The organism is Lactobacillus sp. WILCCON 0059 (assembly GCF_057197985.1).
In genome coordinates this window covers 733,769-753,177 of sequence record NZ_JBUBHN010000001.1, presented here as the reverse complement: position 1 = coordinate 753,177, position 19,409 = coordinate 733,769, and the positions used below count along the sequence as shown (strand labels likewise).

Here is a 19,409-nt window from a genome sequence, read left to right as displayed (position 1 = left end):
AATCTTTTTTCATCAGTTCTTCTTGGCAATTTCCTTCATGACCTTGATGACCTGGTCAGAGGCATCTGGCACGCCCAAGGCTTTGGAAGCCTGCCGCATCTTTTCTGCATAGCTTTGGTCCAAAAGCAAGTGGTCAATTGAAGACACGAAGGTGTTTTCATTCAGATCATCTTCAGCAATCACCAAAGCTGCCCCGGCCTTTTCCAGGTCCATGGCGTTCTTCATCTGGTGGTTGTGGGTGACGTTTGGACTTGGGATCAAGATCACCGGTACGCCTAAAGCCGTGAATTCAGCCAGACTGGTTGCCCCGGACCGGGAAACAACGCAGGTCATTTCCGGCAAAAGGCCTGGCATGTTGGCGATATACGGCACGACCTTGATGGAGTCGCCGTAGTCAACATCAGCCAGCTTTTTCTCAATGGCGTCATAGTAGTAGGTACCAGTGGCCCAGATCACTTGGTAAGGCTTCTTCTTCAGCTCCATCAAGGACTTGAGCATAACCCGGTTGATGGCCAAAGCCCCCCGGGAACCCCCAAAGACCAGGACCGTAGGAATCTGCGGGTTAAGGCCCAAGTCTCCCTCCAGGTCAACCGGCTTGGCGTTTAAGCTCAAAACCTGCTGGGAACGCGGGTTGCCAGTCTTAACCAGCTTCTTCTTTTCCGGAAATTCCTTGGCCGCGTCATCAAAAGTGTAGCAGATCTTGTCCACATAGTGGCCTAAGAACTTATTGGCCACCCCGACCACGGAATTTGACTCGTGGATCATGGTCGGGATTTTCATCTTGCTGGCTTCATAAACGATCGCCCCACTGACGTAGCCGCCCGTGCCCAGGACAACGTCCGGCTTAAAGTCAGCCAGGATTTCCTTGGCCCGCTTGGTGGCCTTCAAAAAGAGCTGGATGGTCTTAACATTGTTCAGCAGGTGCTTTCTGTCAAAGCCCTGGATGTCAATGGTCTTAAAGTTGACCCCGGCGGCTGGCACGATCTTGGATTCCAGCCCCTTCTTGGTGCCGACGAACAAAATCTCATCGTCTTGGCAGATGCCTTCTTCCTTCAGGCGTTCAATCAAGGCCATGATGGGATAAATGTGGCCGCCCGTGCCGCCACCAGAAAAAATAACTCTCATTTTATTTCTCTTCCAATTCTTTTACATACTTGACAAAATATTCGCCGCGTTCTTCAAAGGTCTTGAACTGGTCCCAGGAAGCGCAGGCCGGTGAAAAGAGCAGGACGTCGCCAGCTTCAGCCAGCTTGGCTGCTGCCTTGACCCCGTCATGCAGGTTGTCAACGACCACAATAGTCTTGATCCCGGCCTTTCTGGCCGCGTCAGCCAACAGGTAGCGGGTTTCCCCATAGGTCACGATGGCCTTAACGTGCTTTTTAAACAGATCGATCAGGGAGTCAAAGACAAAGCCCCGGTCAAGGCCGCCGGCCAAGAGAACTTCCGGCTCTTTGAAGGACTGGATGGCCACGGTGGCAGCCTCGATATTGGTTGACTTGGAGTCATTGTAGACCTTGACCCCGTCAAGGGTCGTCACGTACTGCAGGCGGTGTTCAGCCCCGGTAAAGGTGGACAAAACGGCCGCGATGTCGTCCTTGCCCGCCCCCATCAGGCTGCTGATGCCGATGGCAACCAGGGAGTTCTGCAAGTTGTGGATCCCAGGCAGCTTGATGTCGGCAATCTTCATCATCTTTTCATCGCCATGCATCAAGTAGTCCTGGCCGATGTAGAAGTCAGCTGCTGAATCAGTTTCACTGAAAGTCAGAATCTTAGCGTGGGTTGCCTTTTCTTCCTTGGCCAGGATGTCTTTTTGGTCAAAGTTGGCCAGGAAGTAGTCGCTATCCTTTTGGAAGCGGCCAATGTTCAACTTGGCGTCAACATAGTTGTCAAAAGTCTTATGGTAGTCCAGGTGAACATTGTTGTAGATGTCAACGATGGCCGCTACCTTTGGCTCAATGTCGGTAACCCCCATCAGCTGGAAGCTGGACATTTCCACGACCAAAAGGTCGTCTGGGCCGGCCTGGTCCAAAACTACTTCAGAAATCGGCCAGCCAATGTTGCCGACCGCGTAAGCGTGGTGGCCCTGCTTTTGCAGGTAGTGGTCCATGATCTGCTGGGTCAGCATGACCGTAGTGGTCTTGCCGTTTGACCCGGTTACGCAGACATAAGGTGATTCGCTGGCACTTAAAGCAACTTCAGGTTCAGTGATGACAGGAACCCCTTTTTCGCTGGCCTTGGCCACCATCGGGTTCTCGTAAGGGATGCCGGGGTTCTTGACCAGGTAGTCAAACTTTTCCTGGTCAAACAGGTCAACCGGGTGACTGCCGCCAATTACTCTGACGCCCAGGTCAGCCAACTGCTTGGCCTTAGGGTCAGCCGTAAGGTCCGCCTTGTCATTTAAAGTCAGGCGCGCGCCAAGCTTTAAAAGCAGCTTGCTGACCGCGAAGCCGCTCCGGCCCAGACCTAAAACAAGAATGTTTTTACCAGCATATTTATCGATTTCTTTCATCGTTAATTATCCCCAAATCATCAAATAAATTCCGCTGCCAATCAGCCCAACCAGCCAGAAGACCAGGTCGACCTTCCATTCGGACCAGCCCAGCATTTCGAAGTGGTGGTGGATTGGCGTCATTTTAAAAATCCGCTTGCCGGTCGTCTTAAACGAAGCAACCTGCAGAATAACGCTGGCCGTTTCGCAGACAAAGACGATCCCGATCAAAAGCAGAGACCATGGCCGGCCCAGGAAGATGCTGACCGCTGCTAAACCGCCCCCAAGGGCCAGGGAACCGGCATCCCCCATAAAGATCTTAGCCGGCTTGTGGTTGAACATGAAGAAGGCTGCCAGGCCCCCCATTACCGCCATGCAGAAGACTAAAACGCCAAAATTCTGGCTCTTGAAGGCCAGCCAGGCGTAAGTTCCGTAAGCGATAAAGGACAGACCGGTTGCCAGGCCGTCCAAACCGTCTGAGAGGTTGACGGCGTTTGAAAAGCCAACCAGCCAGAAAACTTCAAACAAGGTAAACAGGGCCATGTTCTTGACCACCCCGGCAAAAGGCAGGTAGAGGCCAAAGTCAAAATTGTCACTGGCTGCCAGCAAAACGATCCCAGCGGCTACGACCAGCTGCAGGGCCATTTTTTGCCAGGCTCTAAGGCCCAGGTTCCGCTTGAAAAAGAGCTTCAAGCCGTCATCCAGGAAGCCGATAACCCCGTAACCCAAAAGGGCAACTAACAAAATCCAGACTGTCTTGGTCAGCTGGCCCTTATAAGCACAGATGGCGATCGTTGCCACAGCGGCTGAAAGAACGAAGACCGTTCCCCCCATGGTCGGCGTCCCCGACTTCTTTTCATGCCACTTTGGCCCTTCACCGCGGATCTGCTGGCCTTCGTCGTGGCTTCTCATCCAGATAATCAGCCATGGCAAAAGCAAGGCGCTTAATACCAGTGAAATCATAAAAGCAATCAAACTTGCTTGCATCGATCTATTACTCCTTTAACTCTACTTTCAATTTCGTCCCTGATTTAACAGTTGTCCCCTCAGCCAGGCTTTGCGACTTGACCTTGCCGCTGCCCGACAGCTGCAGCTTGATTCCAGCCAGGGAGGCATAAGCCTCCAATTTGCTTTCGCTCCAGCCAGTCAAATCCGGCAGGGTGATCTTGCCGCTAGTTAAAACAAAGACAGTGCTGCCAACGGATACCGTTTCGCCCGCTGCTGCCTTTTGGCTGAGAACCTTGGACCCGGTCCCCAGCCGAACCAGATTGAGGCCGTTTGAGGTCGCGGTCTTCTTAGCCTTGGCGTAGGTCATGCCAGTAAATTTAGGCACCTTGACCACGGCTGAAGCTGACTTGTCACCCTTGTTCAACAGAACCAGCCGGCTCATCATCGGCTTGAAGATCTGGGCCAGGATGGTTTCTGCCCCACTGCCTAAACGGCTTGGCTGCTTCATGGTCAAGTAGATGCAGTAGCGGGGATTGTCGGTCGGGGTAATCCCTACGACTGAGAAGATGTAGTTCCGGTCCCCGGTCATGTAGCCGCCGGTTGCCTTGGCGATCTGGGCCGTCCCGGTCTTGACCCCGAAGTCCTTGCCCTTCATGTAGTAGGTGTGGCCCGTTCCAATTTTTTCATCCAGAACCTTCTTCATGTTCTGCATAACTACTTTTCTGGTCTGGGCCGTAAAAATTTTCTTGCCGACCTTCTGAACCTTGTAGCTCTTGACCGTCTTGCCGGAAGAATCGGTAATTTTTTCCACCAATTGCGGTTTGACCATCTGCCCGTTGTTGGCCAGGGCGCTGTAAACCTGCATCATCTGCATGACGTTGACCGTGACCCCTTGACCAAAGGAAGTTACCGCCTGGTCAACTGGGCTGGAGAAGGACAAGCTGCCGGATACCTCACCTGGCAGGGTGATCCCGGTCTTGTGGGTAATGCGGAACATCTTGAGGTACATGCGCCAGAGCTTGGCCCCCATCTTTCTTTCCAAGTAGACCATCCCGACATTGCTGGAACGAGGGAAGGCCTGGGAGTATGGAATCGTCCCCCATCCGGACTTCTGCCAGTCATAGATGGTGGAGCCAGAAACAGTAATTGACCCTGACCGGTAGTAGGCATTGGGATTATAGTTGCCGCTGTTGACCGCGGCTGCCAGAGACAGGATCTTGAAAACAGAACCAGGCTCATAGCTGGACTGGACCAGGAGGTTGCTGCCCGCCTTGCTGATCCCGGCCTTGGTCTGGGAATTGAAGGTCGGCCGCTGAGAGGCTGCCAGAATCTTCCCGGTCTTCAAGTCTTCAATAACCGCTGTCATGGCTTTAGGCTTGTAGTTTTTCTGCACCTTGCTCATATAGGTTTCAAGGGCGCTTTGCAGCTGAGAGTCAATCGTCAAGTAGAGATTGTCCCCGTCTTTGGCTGCCTTGTAGGAATGAGAACCGCTTGGCAGCTGGTTTTCCGTGGAGTCAACCATGCTGGTCTCATAACCGTTGGTCCCTTTGAGGATCTTGTTAAAGTAGGCTTCAAGCCCCGTGACCCCTTCCAGTTCCGTCGCCTGGCTCTTGGAATTGGTCTTTGAAACCGTGTAGCCGACCACGTTTGAGGCAAAAACCCCATTTGGATACAAGCGGGACGGCGTTTCCATGAACTTGATCCCGGTCAGGTGCATGGCCTGGATCTTCTTTTTCTCAGTCAAGGTTAAACCGGATCCTGCTGTCCCGAACTGTACCTGGAAGGTGTTCTTGTTTTTTGGATTCAGATACTTGAGGATTTTCGCTTTTGAAATTGGCAAAACCGTGGCCAGCTTTTCAGCTGTTTTTTCCTTGTCCTTGACATAGAGCGGTTTCTTATTGGAGTCGACATAAGTCTTGTCCAAAATCGCGTAAACCGTGTAGGTGTGAGAGTCCTGGGCAATCACCAGGCCGTTTTTGTCATAAATAGTGCCCCGGTTAGCCGTCAAAACAGTGTTGCGGCGGTAGATCGCGGCAGTTCTCTTGCTGATGTCCTGACCGTCAATGGTCTTGGAAATCGACAGATAGAGCATGCGGCCGGCAAAAAAAAGAAAAACCAAAGCAACGACTAGCTCTAGAATTCTCCCAACTGTAAAGCGATAGCCGTGTGCTCTGGATTTTATTTTTCTTAAATTAGTGGTCTTCTTCATTAGCGAATTGTCCTAATGTTATTTTCACGCAACTTCAGTCCTTGACTTTGGGCGATCTTGTTCAAGCGGGTATTTGACGATAGCTCGCCAATTTCCTGCTGCAAGTCAGCCGTTGCGTTCTTTTGCTTGGTAATTGATTCCTTGACATTGGTTAACTGCCGCTGGGCGTAAGTCGCCGAAACGCTGGCAGACACGTTCAAGGTAATCAAGGCTGCTGCTCCAAGCAGGCCCAAGGCTGCCAGCAGCTTTTCAAAAGCTGAGTATGGCACCTTCTGCGGGTCAACCACCAAACGAGGACTTTTCCGGGCTTCCTCTTCTGGTTCGTAATTATATTTTCTAACTGTGTTTCCAGCCATTGTGGTCCTCTTTATAATTTCTCTGCTACTCTTAATTTTGCACTGTGTGACCGGTTGTTTTCCGCCAGTTCTTCTTCGCTAGCCGTAATTGGCTTGCGGTTGACCAGGCGTAAAGTTGGCTTGATCCCTTCGGGCACAACCGGCATCCCGCGGGGAATTTCAACTTCTGAATACTTCTTGAAGGTTTTCTTGACGATCTTGTCTTCCAAAGACTGGAAGGTAATGACGCTGATCCGGCCGCCGGGATTAAGCAGGCTGATGGCTTCTTCCAAAGAGGCCTGCAGAACGTCCAGCTCGTGGTTGACTTCCACCCGGATGGCCTGGAAGCTCTTCTTGGCCGGGTGGCCGCCGCTGCGGCGGGCTGCTGCCGGAATGGCTTCCTTGATGATCTCTACCAGTTCAAAAGTAGTTTCGATCGGCTTGACCCGTCTTCTTTCAACGATCTTTCTGGCGATCTGCCGGGAAAACTTCTCGTCGCCATAACGGTAAAGAACGTCAGCCAGCTGCTTTTGGTCATACTGGTTGACCAGCTGATAGGCGTCAAAGTCCTGGCTTTGGTCCATCCGCATATCTAATCTGGCATCAAAACGGTAGGAAAAACCGCGCTCAGCCTGGTCCAGCTGCGGGGATGAAACACCCAGGTCATAGTAGATGCCGTCAATGCCGCTGATGCCCAGCTTGTCCAGTTCTTCTCTTAAGTGACTGAAGTTGTTGTGGACCAGCTGCAGGCGCGGCTGGCTGTCTTCTTTTAAAAAGTCAGCAAAATTGCTCTGGGCGGTGTCAATCGCGTACTGATCCTGGTCGAAACCAATCAGATTTCCTTTATCCAGCTTACTTAGCAAGTATCTTGCATGCCCGCCCCCGCCAAAGGTGGCATCTACGTAAGTGCCACCGCTTCGAGGGGCCAGGTTGTCAATTGTTTCGTGCAATAACACGCTAGTATGCTTAAATTCCATCTTTATAACTCGATATCGTCCAAATCTTCCGCAATTTCATCATAGCTTTCATTGGCTTCGTCAGAATACTCTTCCCAGCGCTCCTTGGCCCAGATTTCAATCCGGTTGGAGACGCCGACAATGACGCATTCTTTAACCAGGCCGGCATGCTTCTTCAAGGTGGGGGACAAGTTGATTCTCCCCTGCTTGTCGAATTCACCTTCCATGGCGCCCGAATAAAACATCCGGGTAAAACTCCGCGCGTTCTTCTTCGTCAAAGGAAGCTTGGCCAGCTTGGCCTCGATCTTGGCCCATTCCGTCAAAGGATAGCCAAAAATGCAGCCTTCCATGCCCCGGGTCAAAACCATGGCTGGCCCAATCTGTTCGCGCAGCTTTGCCGGAATGATCAAGCGGCCTTTGGCGTCCAAATTGTGCTGGTATTCGCCCATGAACATGGCAGGCTCCTCCCTTCTGTTAACAATTTACCACAAATCCCCACTTTAAACCACAATATCTGAAAAACACAAGCAGATTTCCGAAAAAATTAAAAAACTGCCAGCCGCCAAGGGCGGTTGACAGTTCTCATTCAGATTAAAACGACCAAAAGTAGTCCGCAGTACCAAAAGAAACTGCAGGCATCAAGATAGGACCAGAACTGGCGGAACATTTTCCCCAGGGAAATGTTCTTATTGATCATGGCCCATCTGATCGCGGCCAACAGTATCAATATGAAGTAAAGCAGAAAACCGGCAGGCAAAAAGGAAGGCACGCCCTTTAAATTGGTCATCAGCTGGCAGGCATAGATCAAAAAGAAAGGCATAACGTCGTAGCCTCTAAAAGCGGCCTTGGGCCAGATCAAGTTGACCAGGTAGGCGGCGGCCAGGCCAAAGACCGGCAATAAGAATATCATCAGCATAATTTTCCTCCATCTGCTAGCTAGTTTAACACAATTTTATTTTTCTCTTAAAGTGCAGCAAGCAAATTGCAAATCGCCGCCAAAAAGGTTATAATCACTCTCATATAGGAGGCTTCTATGGCACGTAAAAAGAAAAAGTCGACATTTCAAAAGATTGAGAATTTCATGGTAGTTCTGATGGCTTTAATCACGCTCTTTGGCGTGGCAGCATCAGTCATTTACTACTTAACTGCCCAATAAACCGGCAATACGCTCAAAAGCGGTCAGCTTCACGCTGGCCGCTTTTTTTATGCGCTTATTAATACCGGTAATTGTCCAAGTCAACCAGGAAAGGATAAGATCTGGCCAGCTTGGCCCAAAGCCAGTAGGTCAACAGGCTGATCCCGGTTGTCCAGCCAGCCGTGTACAACAAGCTGAAGCCAATCGCCTTCAAGGTCAGATCCGTCCAGCCAATCAACCGGAAAACCAGCCAGGTATAAAGGCAGGCAACGGTAATCGCCAGAATGTTGCCCAGCAGACGGAAAACGAAGAGTTCGGGAAAGACCCGGGCATACCAGCGGCCAAATGCCGACAGGGCTGGCAGGATAAAGGTATAGATCCCGATGATCCCCCAGAAATAGAGATCAGCAACCACCCCGGCAACCAGAGCCAGCCAGATTTCTTTTTCATTCCGGTCATCTTCATAAGCGATGATCAAAACGGAAATTGGCAGGATCAAGAGCCCTGCCCGGCCATGCTGGTAGGTCAAGGCCGGCTGCAGGTAAACGGACAAAGTCCCTTCCAAAACCATGGCCAGGTAAAGAGCGATTGCCAAAACCCATTGCTTAAAAATCCGCATTAGCCAGCCACGCTCCTTTTGACGACCGTTACCACGGACGCGTCGCTCAAATTGCCGGCCGGCTTGATCTTGATCAAGTCAGACAGACCAAAGCTGTCCTTGGTGGTTTCCGCCACCGTCCCGATCAAGAGCCCTTTTGGCGAAGTCCCGCCCAGGCCACTGGTGTAGACCTTGGTCCCCTTCTTCAGCTTGCTTGAGCTGGAGGCCTGGGTGAAGGTCAAAGTTCCGCCGGACTGCACGCTAATGATCCCGTGAAGAACCTTGCCCGTGTCAGTCGTGGCTTGCACGGCAAAGCGGTTGGCTGAGCTGTCAGTCGTGGTAATCAGTTCCACCTTGCTCGTAGCCGCGTCGACTTCCAGGATCCGGCCAATCACGCCGCCGCCAGACATAACTGCCATGTCCTTCTTTAAGCCTGAGCTCTTCCCCTTGTCAATGGTCAAGACTTCTGACCAGCTGTCGCTTGAGCGGGAAATTACTGAAGCAGTCGTTGTCGTATAGCCGGTCAAGGTCTTCTTGATTCCAGCCGCTGCCTTCAGCTGCTTGTTTTCCTTTTCCAAGGCAGCGTTTCTGGCTTCTACTTGAGCCAGTTCAGATACTTTCTTCTTTAAATGGCTGTTTTCGTCAGCAGCGTTCTTCAAGTCATTGACACTGTCGATTCCGTCAGTAAACCAGGAAACCGGCACGCTCACGATTCTTGAACCAACAGAGACGATATCATTGCCCAAGCGCTGGATTAAAAGCGGCGCGCTCAAGTTGTTTCTCAGCATCACCGTTGAGCCAAGCAGGGCTGCTAAAAGCGCCACGGTTCCAAAAGCCGCCAGCATTTTCCTGTTTTGAAAAAAATTCTTCATAGACACCTATCCAAATATAAAAACCGGCCCGGAGGCCGGTTTTCTTATTTCTTATCTGCTAGTCTTCCGCATTACGTCCAGGTGCTTCAAAGATTCACCGGTACCGATTGCTACACAGTCAAGCGGATCTTGAGCGATGAAGACCGGCACCTTGGTCGCGTCAGAGATGACTTCTGGCAAGTTCTTGAGCAGGGCACCACCACCGGTCAGGACGATACCATGGTCAATTACGTCTGCGGCAATTTCAGGAGAAGTCAATTCCAAAGTTTCCTTGATCGCAACAATGATGTCTTGAACAACGTCTTGAATAGCAGTTGCAACGTCAACGGCACTGATTTCCAATGACTTCGGCAAACCTGACACCAGGTCACGGCCGCGGATGGTCATGGATTCGATTTCCTTGGCTGCTTCCACGGAAGCTGAACCGATTTGGATCTTGATGTCTTCAGCGGTTCTTTCACCGATCAGCAGGTTGTACTTGCCATGAACGAAGTTGGTGATTGCTTGGTTGAACTTGTCACCAGCCTGGCGAATGGAAGTTGAAGAAACGATCCCGCCCAGGGAAATAGTGGCTACGTCAGTCGTACCACCACCGATGTCAACAACCATGGAACCAGTTGGTTCCATAACCGGCAAACCGGCACCGATAGCTGCGGCAAATGGTTCTTCAATCACATAAGCTTCTCTGGCGCCTGCCACCCGGGCAGCGTCAATAACTGCGCGCTTTTCAACTTCAGTGACGCCTGAAGGCACGCAGATCATGACTGAAGGCTTGGAATTGCCGACCGTCTTGCCCATGAAGTACTTAAGCATGGCCGCGGTCGTGTCGTAGTCAGCGATAACCCCGTCCTTCATCGGGCGGATAGCCACGATTGAGCCTGGAGTTCTGCCGATCATTTCCTTGGCTTCTGAACCAACTGCAATAACTTCGCCAGTCTTGGTATTCTTGGCAACGACTGAAGGCTCACGCAAAACGATGCCTTTGCCTTCAACGTAGACCAGGGTGTTGGCGGTACCCAGGTCAATGCCGATATTCTTTGAACCTAATCCAAACACGGATATCTCTCCTTATTTACTCGCTTAATCTTGCTTAATTATAGCATAATGCCCGTGAAAGTCATGGATTGGTACAAATTTTAGCTAATTTTAAAACAATTCCCTCTCCCGCAGGCTCAAGTATTCGCCTCCGCCGATGATGAAATGGTCCAGAAAGGTGATCTTCATGATCTTGCTGGCTTTTTTCAAGCCCTTGGTCAGTTCCAGGTCATTGTCTGACGGAGTCAGCGCCCCGCTGGGATGGTTGTGGGCCACAATAATGCTGGCGCAGCCGTAGACCACCGCCCAGCGGAAAATTTCTCTGGGGTGGACCCAGGACCGGTCCAGGGTGCCTTGGAAAAGCATTTTTTCCCCCAACAGATTCTGCTGCTGGTCAAAATACAGGACCCAGAACTGCTCCTGCTTTTGCCCCAGCAGCTTATTGGCCAGGTAATTGCCAATCTTAGAGCTGCTGGCCCAGTCAGAGCTGCGCCGCATGTCAGTCCGCCGCAAACGATCCATGGCCACCTCGATGGTCAAGGCCAGGTCATTGGAACAATCGGGGCCTGAGGCATAGTCCAAGATGTCCTTGAAGCTGGCAATGTGCTTTTGGTCCAGCAAGTGCAACAGATCATCCAGACTCTGGCAGGGCAGCTGGTCAAAGAGCAGCTTGAGCAGGTCACGGTCACTTTCAACATAATAGTAGTTTTGCGTAGTTTCAGTCATTTGACTTTCCTCCTTATTTTTACGCTCTACTACTAATTACGCCAAAAACTAGGAAATTTTTTTCAAAAAGTCAAAAAAGTCCGGACAAATCATTTGGGCCCGCGCCCGGTCTTCTGCTGTAGCAGGCTTAAGGTCCGGAATCATAACGCAATCAATCCCGGCATTTTCCGCTGCCTCGACCCCCATGCTGGAGTCTTCAAAAATCAAGAGCTGGTCTTTACTAAGGCCGCTGCGCTCCTGGGCAGCCAGATAGAGGTCCGGGAAAGGCTTGGAGCGGAGTTTTTTCTCAGCAACTTCATCATGGGTAACGATAAAGTCAAAGCTGTTCCGGCAGCCGGTCACCCAGAGATTGTGGTCAACCACGCTTTTATAGTTGTTGCTGGCAATCCCGATCGTTAAGCCCAGATCGTTAAAGCGCTCCAGGGCCTCCTTGACTCCGGTCTTCAGCTTCAGCTTGCCCTGGTCGGTCCACTCCCAGACCAGGTCGTCAGTCCGCTTGACAAAAGCCTGGCGGACCTCATTGCTTGGAAAGTATTTTTCGTAAAATTCATCCATGGCCTTGACGCTGGCGCCAACCAAGCCCAAGTAAGTATCATCGCTGATGCCCAGCTTGTATTCCCGGGCAGCCTGGATGTTGGCCTTCCAGTAGAGCTCTTCGGAGTTGACCAGGAGTCCATCCATGTCAAAAATAACCCCCTGCTTGTCCGTCTTTAAAGCTTCAACACGCATATTTTTCCTCTTTCATCTTTCATCCTCAGTCCACCTGCAGAAGCTGCAGAACCGCGCTGACCAGGTAAAAAGAACCCGTAACCAAGATCAAGTCTTGGTCGCCAGCTTCCGCCATCACTTGCTTTAAAGCTTGGTTCAAATCACCCTCATAGGCAAATTTTTCCTGGGCCCAGGCCGGAAAGTCAGCCTTTTTGGCAGCCCGCGGGTAGGCCAGGCTGGTCAAGGTTACTTTTTCGTCCTTCAGCAAGGCTAAAAAGTCGCTCAAGTCCTTGTCCTTCATCATGCCGGCTAAAACCAAAAGCCGGCCGCCCTTTTCTTTGGCCAGGCCGCGGGCATATGCCGCAAGCTCGCGGCCAGCCTGGACATTGTGAGCCCCGTCCAGCAAAAAGCTGCATCCCGCCTTTTCCAAGCGCTGGTAGCGGCCAGGAACCGTCGTTTTGGTCAAGGCTTCTTCTGCTGCCTTTTCGCTTAAAGCAAGAGGCAATACGGCAAAAGCCGCCAAAGCCATGGCCGCGTCTTTAGCTTCAGGCAGGGGCCAGGCCGGCAATTGGTATTTTTGTCCGGCAACTAGCAGCTCATAGCCTGTTTTTTCTTCCTTAACCTGGAAGTCCTGGCCCAGCCAGTAAGCAGGACTGGCAGTTTTGGTGATTTTTTCTTCAACGATTCTCCGCACGCTGGCCGGAATATCGCCGAGAATAACTGGGACAGCCGGCTTGATAATTCCGCTCTTTTCTTTAGCAATGTCCGCCAAGGTCGGCCCGATGATCTGTTCATGGTCAAGGCCAATTGTGGTAATCAAGCTGACCGCGGGCGTTATCACGTTGGTCTTATCATGCTCAGCCCCAATGCCAACTTCAATAACCGCGTAGTCGCATTTTTGCTTGGCAAAAAAGAGAAAGGCCATCGCGACTTCATATTCAAAGGTAACCAGGGCAAAATTCGCCTCTTCTTCGCGCAGGCGGCCGACCGCTGCTTCAACTTCGTTGGCAACGGCCAAGAGGTCCTCATCCGCAATTGCCTGCCCGTTCAGCTGGATTCGCTCGTTAAAACGGATGATAAAGGGCGAAACAAAAAGGCCAGTCTGCTGACCGGCCTTTTGGAGCAGATTGCTCAGGTAATATGCAGTTGAGCCCTTGCCGTTGGTTCCCGTAATGTGGCAGCACTTGACCTTGTCCTGGGGATCGCCCAGAGCCTTGAGCACCCGTTTGACATAGGTCAGGTCGCTCTTTTCGTGCAAGCGCGGCAAATGATAGAGGTAAGCGGTAAGTTCATTAACTGTCTTAAATTTCACGTCTTTAACGACTTTCTTTCAATTCCTTGATGCGGTCGCGCACGCCGGCCAGCTGGCTTTCGTATTCAGCCAGCTTGCCCTTTTCCTTTTCAACCACGGCAGCTGGAGCGTGGTCAACAAAGCCCTTGTTGGCCAGCTTCTTGCTTGCCCGGTCGACTTCAGCTTCCAGGCGGGCTTCTTCCTTGCCCATCTTGGCGATTTCTTCATCCAGGTCAACCAGTTCTGAAAGCGGCACGAAGATTTGGGCCCCCGCGATGACAGCCGTCTTGGCTAATTTCGGAGCGTTGATCTTGCCGGAGATTTCCAGCTTCTTCGGGTGCAGGAAGTTTTCCACGTATTCCATGTTATCCCGCAGAATTGCTTCATTCTCTTCGTCATCAAGCTGGATCAAGATGTCGATAGCGCTGGACATTGGAGCGTTCACTTCCATCCGGATGTTCCGGACAGCCTTGATGATTTCGATCAAGAAGGCCATGTCTTCATCAGCCTTGGCGTTGTCAAATTCATCGTGGGCTTTCGGGTAAGCAGCAGTCATGATGGACTTGCCTTCATGCGGCATGGACAGCCAGAGCTTTTCAGTCACGAATGGCATGATTGGGTGGATGAGGCGCAGGATCTGGTCCAGAATCCAGGTCAAGTTAGCCTGTTTTCTGGCCTTCAGTTCTTCATCGTCGCCGTAAAGGGCAACCTTGGAGATTTCGATGTACCAGTCACAGAAGTCATTCCAGATGAAGTTGTACATTTCCCGACCGGCTTCCCCGAATTGGAATTCGTCAAAGAGACGGTTGGTTTCCTTGACAGTGTGGTTCAAGCGGTCAAAAATCCAGGCATCAGCCAGGTCAAACTTGCTGGTGTCCGGCTTTTGGGCAGGCTTGGCGTCTTCCGGCAGGTTCATGATCACGAAACGGCTGGCATTCCAGAGCTTGTTGATGAAGTTCCAGGCAGCGTCCATCTTGGTGTAGCTGAAGCGGGTGTCCTGGCCAGGCGCGGTCCCGTTCAAAAGGAACCAGCGCAAAGCGTCGGCGCCGTACTTGTCAATGACGTCCATTGGGTCGATCCCGTTGCCCAGGGACTTGGACATCTTCCGCCCCTGCTCGTCTCTGATCAAACCGTGCAAAACGACATTGTCAAATGGCCGCTCGCCAGTGAAGTGCAGGCTTTGGAAGATCATCCGGGAAACCCAGAAGAAGATAATGTCATAGCCAGTTACCAAGGCGTTGGTTGGGAAGTAGCGCTTGAAGTCAGCAGAGTCTTCATCCGGCCAGCCCAAAGTTGAGAATGGCCAGAGGGCACTGGAGAACCAAGTGTCCAGAACGTCCTGGTCTTGTTCCCAGTTTTCAATATCTTCTGGCGCTTCCTCACCGACGTACATTTCCCCGGTCTGCTTGTTGTACCAAGCAGGAATCCGGTGACCCCACCAGAGCTGACGGGAGATGACCCAGTCGTGGACGTTTTCCATCCACCGCTCTAAAGTGCCTTCAAAGCGGTCTGGCACGAAGTTGACTCTGCCTTCGCCCTTTTGGTTTTCCAAAACCTTGTCAGCCAGCGGCTTCATCTTGACGAACCATTGAGTGGACAGGCGAGGTTCAACTTGCACGCCGGAACGTTCAGAGTGACCAACTGAGTGGACGATTGGTTCAACCTTGATCAGGTAGCCTTCAGCCTTAAGGTCTTCAACCAGCTGCTTGCGGCAGTCGAAACGGTCCATGCCGGCGTACTTGCCCGCCTTGTCGTTCATGGTCCCATCATCGTTCATCACGTTGATCCGTGGCAGGTCATGCCGGTTGCCGACTTCAAAGTCGTTCGGGTCGTGGGCCGGGGTAATCTTCACCAGACCAGTCCCGAATTCCGGGTCGACGTGCTGGTCTTCAATGATCGGGATCTCCCTGCCAACCAGCGGCAGAATCAGCTTCTTGCCAACCAAGTCCTTGTAGCGTTCATCCCCTGGGGCAACAGCCACGGCCGTGTCACCAAACATGGTTTCCGGCCGGGTAGTAGCAATTTCCACGCTGCCAGAACCGTCAGCCAGCGGGTAGTTGATGTGGTAGAAGGCCCCTTGGTCGTCCTGGTGGACAACTTCGATGTCAGACAAGGCAGTCCGCAGCTTCGGGTCCCAGTTGATGATGTATTCACCCCGGTAGATCAAGCCTTCATTGTAGAGCTGAACGAAAACCCGGCGGACAGCCTTGGATAAGCCCTTGTCCAGGGTAAAGCGTTCCCGGCTGTAGTCCAGGGACAGACCCAGCTTTTGCCACTGGCTCTTGATGATGTTGGCGTATTCGTCCTTCCATTCCCAGACCTTTTCCACAAACTTTTCCCGGCCCAGGTCATAGCGGCTGACCCCTTGTTCACGCAGGCGGGCTTCAACCTTGGCCTGGGTGGCGATGCCGGCGTGGTCCATGCCTGGCAGGTAAAGGGTGTCATAGCCCTGCATCCGCTTGTAGCGGATCAAGGTGTCTTGAATCGCCGTGTCCCAGGCGTGGCCCAGGTGCAGCTTGCCAGTAACGTTTGGCGGCGGGATAACGATTGAGTAAGGCTTGGCCTTCTTGTCGCCGGACGGCTTGAACAGGTCCTCGTCCAGCCATTCTTGATAGCGGCCAGCTTCAACCTCTTGCGGGTTGTATTTTGGTGCTAATTCTGTCATAAATTTCCTCCAATAAAAAAGTCCTAGACAAGTAAATGTCTAGGACGATATATAACCGCGGTACCACCTAAATTGAGCATAATGCTCCGCTTAAACGCGGTAACGGCGCGGATACCGGACCGGCTTACTCCTGCTTCAGCCGGCCAGCGAATCAAGCTACCAGGCGCCTTCCGGTCTCTCAGCTTAAATGACCTTTCTCTGTCATGAAGCGCCACCTCTTGATCTTGGCTTTGTCACAAAGTATAGCATAATTTTTTCAGCCATTAAAGGGAAACTTGCTCTAAGGCCGCCAGCTCTTCTTTCGTCAAAGGCCGGTAGGAGCCAGCCGCCAAATCAGCCGGCAAAGTCAAGGGACCCATGCTGAGCCTTTTGAGCTTTAAAACCTTCATCCCCTGGGAGGCAAACATCCGCTTGACCTGGTGATATTTGCCTTCCGTAATGGTGATCTCGATTTCTGACTGCTCTTGGTCTCTGTCTTGCCTCAAGATCTTCAGATTGCCCGGCTTTAGCTTTGTTCCGTCTTTTAAAGTGAGGCCTGCCGCAATTGCCTTGGCCGTTTCTTCATCAGCCAGTCCGGCCAAAAGAGCGTAGTAGGTCTTGGCCACATGGTATTCCGGAGCCAGGAGCTGGTGGGCCAATTGCCCGTCATTGGTTAAAAGCAAGAGACCAGTTGTGTCCTTGTCCAAACGGCCAACTGGGGCAATTTTTTGATAGCGGTCCTGGTCTTTTAATAGGTCCAGGACGGTCTTTTGCCGGGAGTCTTCCGTTGCTGACAAGACGCCAGCTGGCTTATTGAGCAAAAAGTAGTGGTACTGCTGGTAGACAATGGCCTGGCCCTTGACCAGGACTTCAGCGTCTTCTTTCACCTTCTGCTTGGCTGACCGGCAGACCTTCCCGTTGACCGTCACCTGGCCAGCTTTAATGATCTCATGAACCTGGGACCTTGATCCCACCTTCATGTTGGCCAAAAATTTGTCCAGGCGCAGCATTAAAGCAGGTCCGCGTCTTCTTCAGCCAGGTCATCCAGGAAGCTTTGGCCTGGGTAGATCGGAGTGACCTTGACTCCGGCCAAGGCCCGCTCAATCAAGCCGTCAACGTCCAGGCGGCTTTCGTATTCCCGGGCCTTGTCGATCTTCGGCTTGGTCTTTGGCCGCGGCGGGGCAAAAATGGTGCAGCAGTCTTCAAATGGCTGGATGGACAGGTCAAAAGTCCCGATTTCTTCAGCCTTGGCGATAATTTCGGTCTTGTCCATGGTGGCAACTGGCCGCAATACAGGAGTGGTCGTCACGTCATTGATAGCTGCCATGGATTCCAAGGTCTGGGAAGCAACTTGGCCAACTGATTCCCCGTTGAAGATGGCCAAAGCATGCCGCTTTTCTCTGATGATGTCAGCCAGCCGCAGCATGAAGCGGCGCTGAACGGTCATCAAGTAGCCCTCTGGCAGCTTTTCCTTGATCGTTTCCTGGATTTCAGCAAAAGGCACTTCGATAAAATTGATCCGGCCGCTGTACTTGGCCAAAATGCTGGTCAATTCCTTGGCCTTGGCCAGGGCCTTTTCAGAAGTGTATGGCGGTGAGAAGAAGTGGACCATTTCAATGTTCACGCCCCGCTTCATGGCCAGGTAGGAAGCTACCGGGGAGTCGATCCCGCCGGACAGCATCATCACTGCCTTGCCGGCCGTGCCAACCGGCATCCCGCCTGCCCCATGCAAGAGCTGGTTGGAGATGTAGGCCCCGTCCTGGCGGATTTCCAAAAGCAGGACCATGTCCGGGTGCTTCATTTCCGCCTGCAGGCCTTCCATGTGGTTGTAAAGGTAGTCGGCCACCATTTGGTTCAGCTGATTGGTGTCGTAGATAAACTTGTGGTCGCTTCTTCTGGTGTTGACCTTGAAGGTCATGCCTGGCTTGTAAGTTGCCTGCATCAGTTCCAGGGCAGTTTTTTCAATGGCTTCCAGGCTCTTTTCAGTCTTGATGACTGGTGAGTAGGTCTGGATCCCGAAAACGACCTTCAAGCGGTCATTTACTGGTTCAAAAGGCGTCCCGTTCAAAAGGATGTGCATCCGGTCGTGGTGGGTCTGGATCTTCAAGTCCGGGAAGTCGCGGAGCACCTTTTGGACATTGCTGGCCAGGCGGTTGATAAAGTCCTTCCGGTTCTTGCCCTTAGTGGACAGTTCGCCGTAGCGAATCATGATTTCTGTGTATTGCAAATTTTATTCTCCTAAGTGGTTGATCTTGGCAAAGTGCTGGTAAATCTTGTCAAAAGCCGCGATGAATTCGTCTGCTTCTTCTAAAGTATTGCTTTCATCAAAGCTGAGGCGGACGGCGCTGGTCGCGATTTCATCTGGCGTCTTCATCGCCACCAAAGTGCTGGCTTCGTCCGCCTTTTTTGAGGCGCAGGCGGAAGTGGTGGAAATAAAGATGTCTTGGTCTTCCAAAGTGTGGACCAAAGTCTCGCCCCGGATCCCTTCCAAGGCAAAGCAAAGGATGTGGGGAGCGAAGTCAGCCTGCAAAGGAGAGAAGATGTGGATGCCCGGCTTATCTGCCAGGTACTTGCTGATCTTCTCCTTAATGGCGTATTCTCTGTCAGCCTTTTCCTTTTCATCTGTCAAAAGCAGGCGGGTGGCCTTGGCCATGGCCGCGATGGCCGCCAGGTTTTCCGTCCCGCTTCTTAAGCCTTTTTCCTGGCCGCCGCCTTCACACAAAGGCATCAGCATCCGGCCCCGCTTTTTGTACAAAATACCGATGCCGCGTGGACCATGGAATTTGTGGGAAGAGAAGCTCATCATGTCGACCCGGGAGGTGAAGACCTGGTCCCAGATCCCCTTGCCCAGGGCCTGGACATTGTCGACGTGGAAGTGAACGTTCGGGTAGTCTTCCAGGATTTCAGAAATTTCCTTGATCGGCTGGATAGTCCCGATTTCGTTGTTGACGCCCATGATAGAAACCAAAGTCGTGTCCTTGTCCAGAGCGGCCTTTAAGTCTTCTGGATTGACCCGGCCTTCCTTGTCAACTGGCAGGCGGGTAACCCGGAAGCCCAGGTTTTCCAGTTCGGTGAAGGTATTGGCCACTGAGGCATGCTCAACGGATGAGGTGATGATGTGCTTGCCGAATTCCCGCTTGGCCCAGGCCGTCCCCTTGATGGCCGTGTTGTTGGATTCCGTCCCGCCGGAAGTAAAGTAGATTTCATCGGTATTTACTCCCAGCAAATCCGCGATCTGCTTACGGGAAGCTTCCAGCAAGCCGTGGGCCCGGTCGCCTAACTTGTGCAGGCTGGAAGGGTTGCCCCAGATTTTGGTCACGACCTGGCTGTAGGTCTCTAATGCTTCAGGTGCCATTTTCGTCGTGGCACTGTTGTCAAAATAAATCACTCTTCTTGCTCCTTGAAAAAAGCGGCCATTTAAATGACCGCTTAGTTTTAAATGATATTTTATTTTAGTCCAAAAG

The 19,409-nt window shown here is 52.0% G+C and carries 19 protein-coding genes; 1 reads left to right on the top strand and 18 read right to left on the bottom strand.

The features are described 5' to 3' along the window. Nucleotides 1-12: 12 nt before the first annotated feature. The 8 genes from murG to ACYVUT_RS03670 all read right to left on the bottom strand — a co-directional run bounded on the left by murG (nucleotide 13) and on the right by ACYVUT_RS03670 (nucleotide 7,852). Nucleotides 13-1,125 (bottom strand): undecaprenyldiphospho-muramoylpentapeptide beta-N-acetylglucosaminyltransferase, encoded by a 1,113-nt coding sequence (murG, locus tag ACYVUT_RS03705; protein ID WP_439775581.1) that lies wholly within the window; start codon nucleotides 1,123-1,125, stop codon nucleotides 13-15. A 1-nt stretch (nucleotide 1,126) separates the two neighbouring features. Beyond that, nucleotides 1,127-2,509, bottom strand: a complete 1,383-nt coding sequence (murD, locus tag ACYVUT_RS03700; RefSeq protein WP_484499979.1) for a UDP-N-acetylmuramoyl-L-alanine--D-glutamate ligase — start codon at nucleotides 2,507-2,509, stop codon at nucleotides 1,127-1,129. Between the two features lie 6 nt (nucleotides 2,510-2,515). Next, nucleotides 2,516-3,475: a phospho-N-acetylmuramoyl-pentapeptide-transferase gene (gene mraY / locus ACYVUT_RS03695; protein WP_484499231.1), complete on the bottom strand. Its 960-nt coding sequence runs from the start codon at nucleotides 3,473-3,475 to the stop codon at nucleotides 2,516-2,518. Nucleotides 3,476-3,482: 7 nt separating this feature from the next. Next, entirely contained in the window at nucleotides 3,483-5,645 is a 2,163-nt protein-coding gene (locus tag ACYVUT_RS03690) for a peptidoglycan D,D-transpeptidase FtsI family protein (RefSeq protein ID WP_484501475.1), read from the bottom strand. Further along, on the bottom strand, nucleotides 5,645-6,001 hold the full coding sequence (gene ftsL / locus ACYVUT_RS03685) for a cell division protein FtsL (protein WP_439776254.1): 357 nt from the start codon (nucleotides 5,999-6,001) through the stop codon (nucleotides 5,645-5,647). The genes ACYVUT_RS03690 and ftsL overlap by 1 nt, the downstream gene beginning before the upstream one ends. 11 nt (nucleotides 6,002-6,012) lie before the next feature. Further along, nucleotides 6,013-6,957 (bottom strand): 16S rRNA (cytosine(1402)-N(4))-methyltransferase RsmH, encoded by a 945-nt coding sequence (rsmH, locus tag ACYVUT_RS03680; protein WP_484501474.1) that lies wholly within the window; start codon nucleotides 6,955-6,957, stop codon nucleotides 6,013-6,015. A gap of 2 nt (nucleotides 6,958-6,959) precedes the next feature. Continuing rightward, nucleotides 6,960-7,391: a division/cell wall cluster transcriptional repressor MraZ gene (mraZ, locus tag ACYVUT_RS03675; RefSeq protein ID WP_003619156.1), complete on the bottom strand. Its 432-nt coding sequence runs from the start codon at nucleotides 7,389-7,391 to the stop codon at nucleotides 6,960-6,962. Nucleotides 7,392-7,522: 131 nt separating this feature from the next. After that, the gene (locus ACYVUT_RS03670) at nucleotides 7,523-7,852 is read right to left on the bottom strand and encodes a DUF3397 domain-containing protein (protein ID WP_439776256.1); all 330 of its coding nucleotides are present in this window, start codon (nucleotides 7,850-7,852) and stop codon (nucleotides 7,523-7,525) included. 117 nt (nucleotides 7,853-7,969) lie between these two features. Between ACYVUT_RS03670 and ACYVUT_RS03665 the strand changes: the two genes are divergently transcribed. After that, a complete protein-coding gene (locus ACYVUT_RS03665; protein WP_439774665.1) occupies nucleotides 7,970-8,092 on the top strand; it encodes a DUF4044 domain-containing protein in 123 nt (40 codons plus the stop codon). A gap of 58 nt (nucleotides 8,093-8,150) precedes the next feature. On the opposite strand, the gene mreD is transcribed toward ACYVUT_RS03665, so the two are convergent. From mreD to ACYVUT_RS03615, 10 genes are all read right to left on the bottom strand, one after another. Further along, nucleotides 8,151-8,690, bottom strand: coding sequence for a rod shape-determining protein MreD (gene mreD / locus ACYVUT_RS03660; RefSeq protein ID WP_484499975.1), 540 nt, complete (start codon nucleotides 8,688-8,690; stop codon nucleotides 8,151-8,153). Further along, nucleotides 8,690-9,541 (bottom strand): rod shape-determining protein MreC, encoded by an 852-nt coding sequence (gene mreC / locus ACYVUT_RS03655; RefSeq protein WP_439774667.1) that lies wholly within the window; start codon nucleotides 9,539-9,541, stop codon nucleotides 8,690-8,692. Before mreC ends, mreD begins: the two co-directional genes overlap by 1 nt. Nucleotides 9,542-9,592: 51 nt before the next feature. Continuing rightward, a complete protein-coding gene (locus ACYVUT_RS03650) occupies nucleotides 9,593-10,597 on the bottom strand; it encodes a rod shape-determining protein (protein WP_004560533.1) in 1,005 nt (334 codons plus the stop codon). A gap of 90 nt (nucleotides 10,598-10,687) precedes the next feature. Then, a complete protein-coding gene (locus ACYVUT_RS03645; protein WP_439774668.1) occupies nucleotides 10,688-11,302 on the bottom strand; it encodes a JAB domain-containing protein in 615 nt (204 codons plus the stop codon). A gap of 48 nt (nucleotides 11,303-11,350) precedes the next feature. After that, entirely contained in the window at nucleotides 11,351-12,031 is a 681-nt protein-coding gene (locus ACYVUT_RS03640; RefSeq protein ID WP_484499974.1) for an HAD family hydrolase, read from the bottom strand. A gap of 25 nt (nucleotides 12,032-12,056) precedes the next feature. Beyond that, entirely contained in the window at nucleotides 12,057-13,322 is a 1,266-nt protein-coding gene (locus ACYVUT_RS03635; RefSeq protein WP_484499973.1) for a bifunctional folylpolyglutamate synthase/dihydrofolate synthase, read from the bottom strand. A 4-nt stretch (nucleotides 13,323-13,326) separates the two neighbouring features. Next, entirely contained in the window at nucleotides 13,327-15,966 is a 2,640-nt protein-coding gene (locus ACYVUT_RS03630; protein ID WP_484499972.1) for a valine--tRNA ligase, read from the bottom strand. Nucleotides 15,967-16,229: 263 nt separating this feature from the next. After that, entirely contained in the window at nucleotides 16,230-16,955 is a 726-nt protein-coding gene (locus ACYVUT_RS03625) for a pseudouridine synthase (protein WP_484501473.1), read from the bottom strand. After that, nucleotides 16,955-18,172 carry a tRNA uracil 4-sulfurtransferase ThiI gene (gene thiI / locus ACYVUT_RS03620; RefSeq protein ID WP_484499970.1) on the bottom strand — a complete coding sequence of 406 codons (1,218 nt, stop codon included), beginning with the start codon at nucleotides 18,170-18,172 and terminating at the stop codon, nucleotides 16,955-16,957. The genes ACYVUT_RS03625 and thiI overlap by 1 nt, the downstream gene beginning before the upstream one ends. Nucleotides 18,173-18,175: 3 nt before the next feature. After that, nucleotides 18,176-19,333: a cysteine desulfurase family protein gene (locus tag ACYVUT_RS03615; protein WP_484499969.1), complete on the bottom strand. Its 1,158-nt coding sequence runs from the start codon at nucleotides 19,331-19,333 to the stop codon at nucleotides 18,176-18,178. Between the last annotated feature and the right edge of the window lie 76 nt (nucleotides 19,334-19,409).

Coding starts and splice junctions, on each gene's coding strand:
- murG (WP_439775581.1), bottom strand. CDS start 1,125: ATGAGAGTTATTTTTTCTGGTGGCGGCACGGGCGGCCACATTTATCCC.
- murD (WP_484499979.1), bottom strand. CDS start 2,509: ATGAAAGAAATCGATAAATATGCTGGTAAAAACATTCTTGTTTTAGGT.
- mraY (WP_484499231.1), bottom strand. CDS start 3,475: ATGCAAGCAAGTTTGATTGCTTTTATGATTTCACTGGTATTAAGCGCC.
- ACYVUT_RS03690 (WP_484501475.1), bottom strand. CDS start 5,645: ATGAAGAAGACCACTAATTTAAGAAAAATAAAATCCAGAGCACACGGC.
- ftsL (WP_439776254.1), bottom strand. CDS start 6,001: ATGGCTGGAAACACAGTTAGAAAATATAATTACGAACCAGAAGAGGAA.
- rsmH (WP_484501474.1), bottom strand. CDS start 6,957: ATGGAATTTAAGCATACTAGCGTGTTATTGCACGAAACAATTGACAAC.
- mraZ (WP_003619156.1), bottom strand. CDS start 7,391: ATGTTCATGGGCGAATACCAGCACAATTTGGACGCCAAAGGCCGCTTG.
- ACYVUT_RS03670 (WP_439776256.1), bottom strand. CDS start 7,852: ATGCTGATGATATTCTTATTGCCGGTCTTTGGCCTGGCCGCCGCCTAC.
- ACYVUT_RS03665 (WP_439774665.1), top strand. CDS start 7,970: ATGGCACGTAAAAAGAAAAAGTCGACATTTCAAAAGATTGAGAATTTC.
- mreD (WP_484499975.1), bottom strand. CDS start 8,690: ATGCGGATTTTTAAGCAATGGGTTTTGGCAATCGCTCTTTACCTGGCC.
- mreC (WP_439774667.1), bottom strand. CDS start 9,541: ATGAAGAATTTTTTTCAAAACAGGAAAATGCTGGCGGCTTTTGGAACC.
- ACYVUT_RS03645 (WP_439774668.1), bottom strand. CDS start 11,302: ATGACTGAAACTACGCAAAACTACTATTATGTTGAAAGTGACCGTGAC.
- ACYVUT_RS03640 (WP_484499974.1), bottom strand. CDS start 12,031: ATGCGTGTTGAAGCTTTAAAGACGGACAAGCAGGGGGTTATTTTTGAC.
- ACYVUT_RS03630 (WP_484499972.1), bottom strand. CDS start 15,966: ATGACAGAATTAGCACCAAAATACAACCCGCAAGAGGTTGAAGCTGGC.
- ACYVUT_RS03625 (WP_484501473.1), bottom strand. CDS start 16,955: ATGCTGCGCCTGGACAAATTTTTGGCCAACATGAAGGTGGGATCAAGG.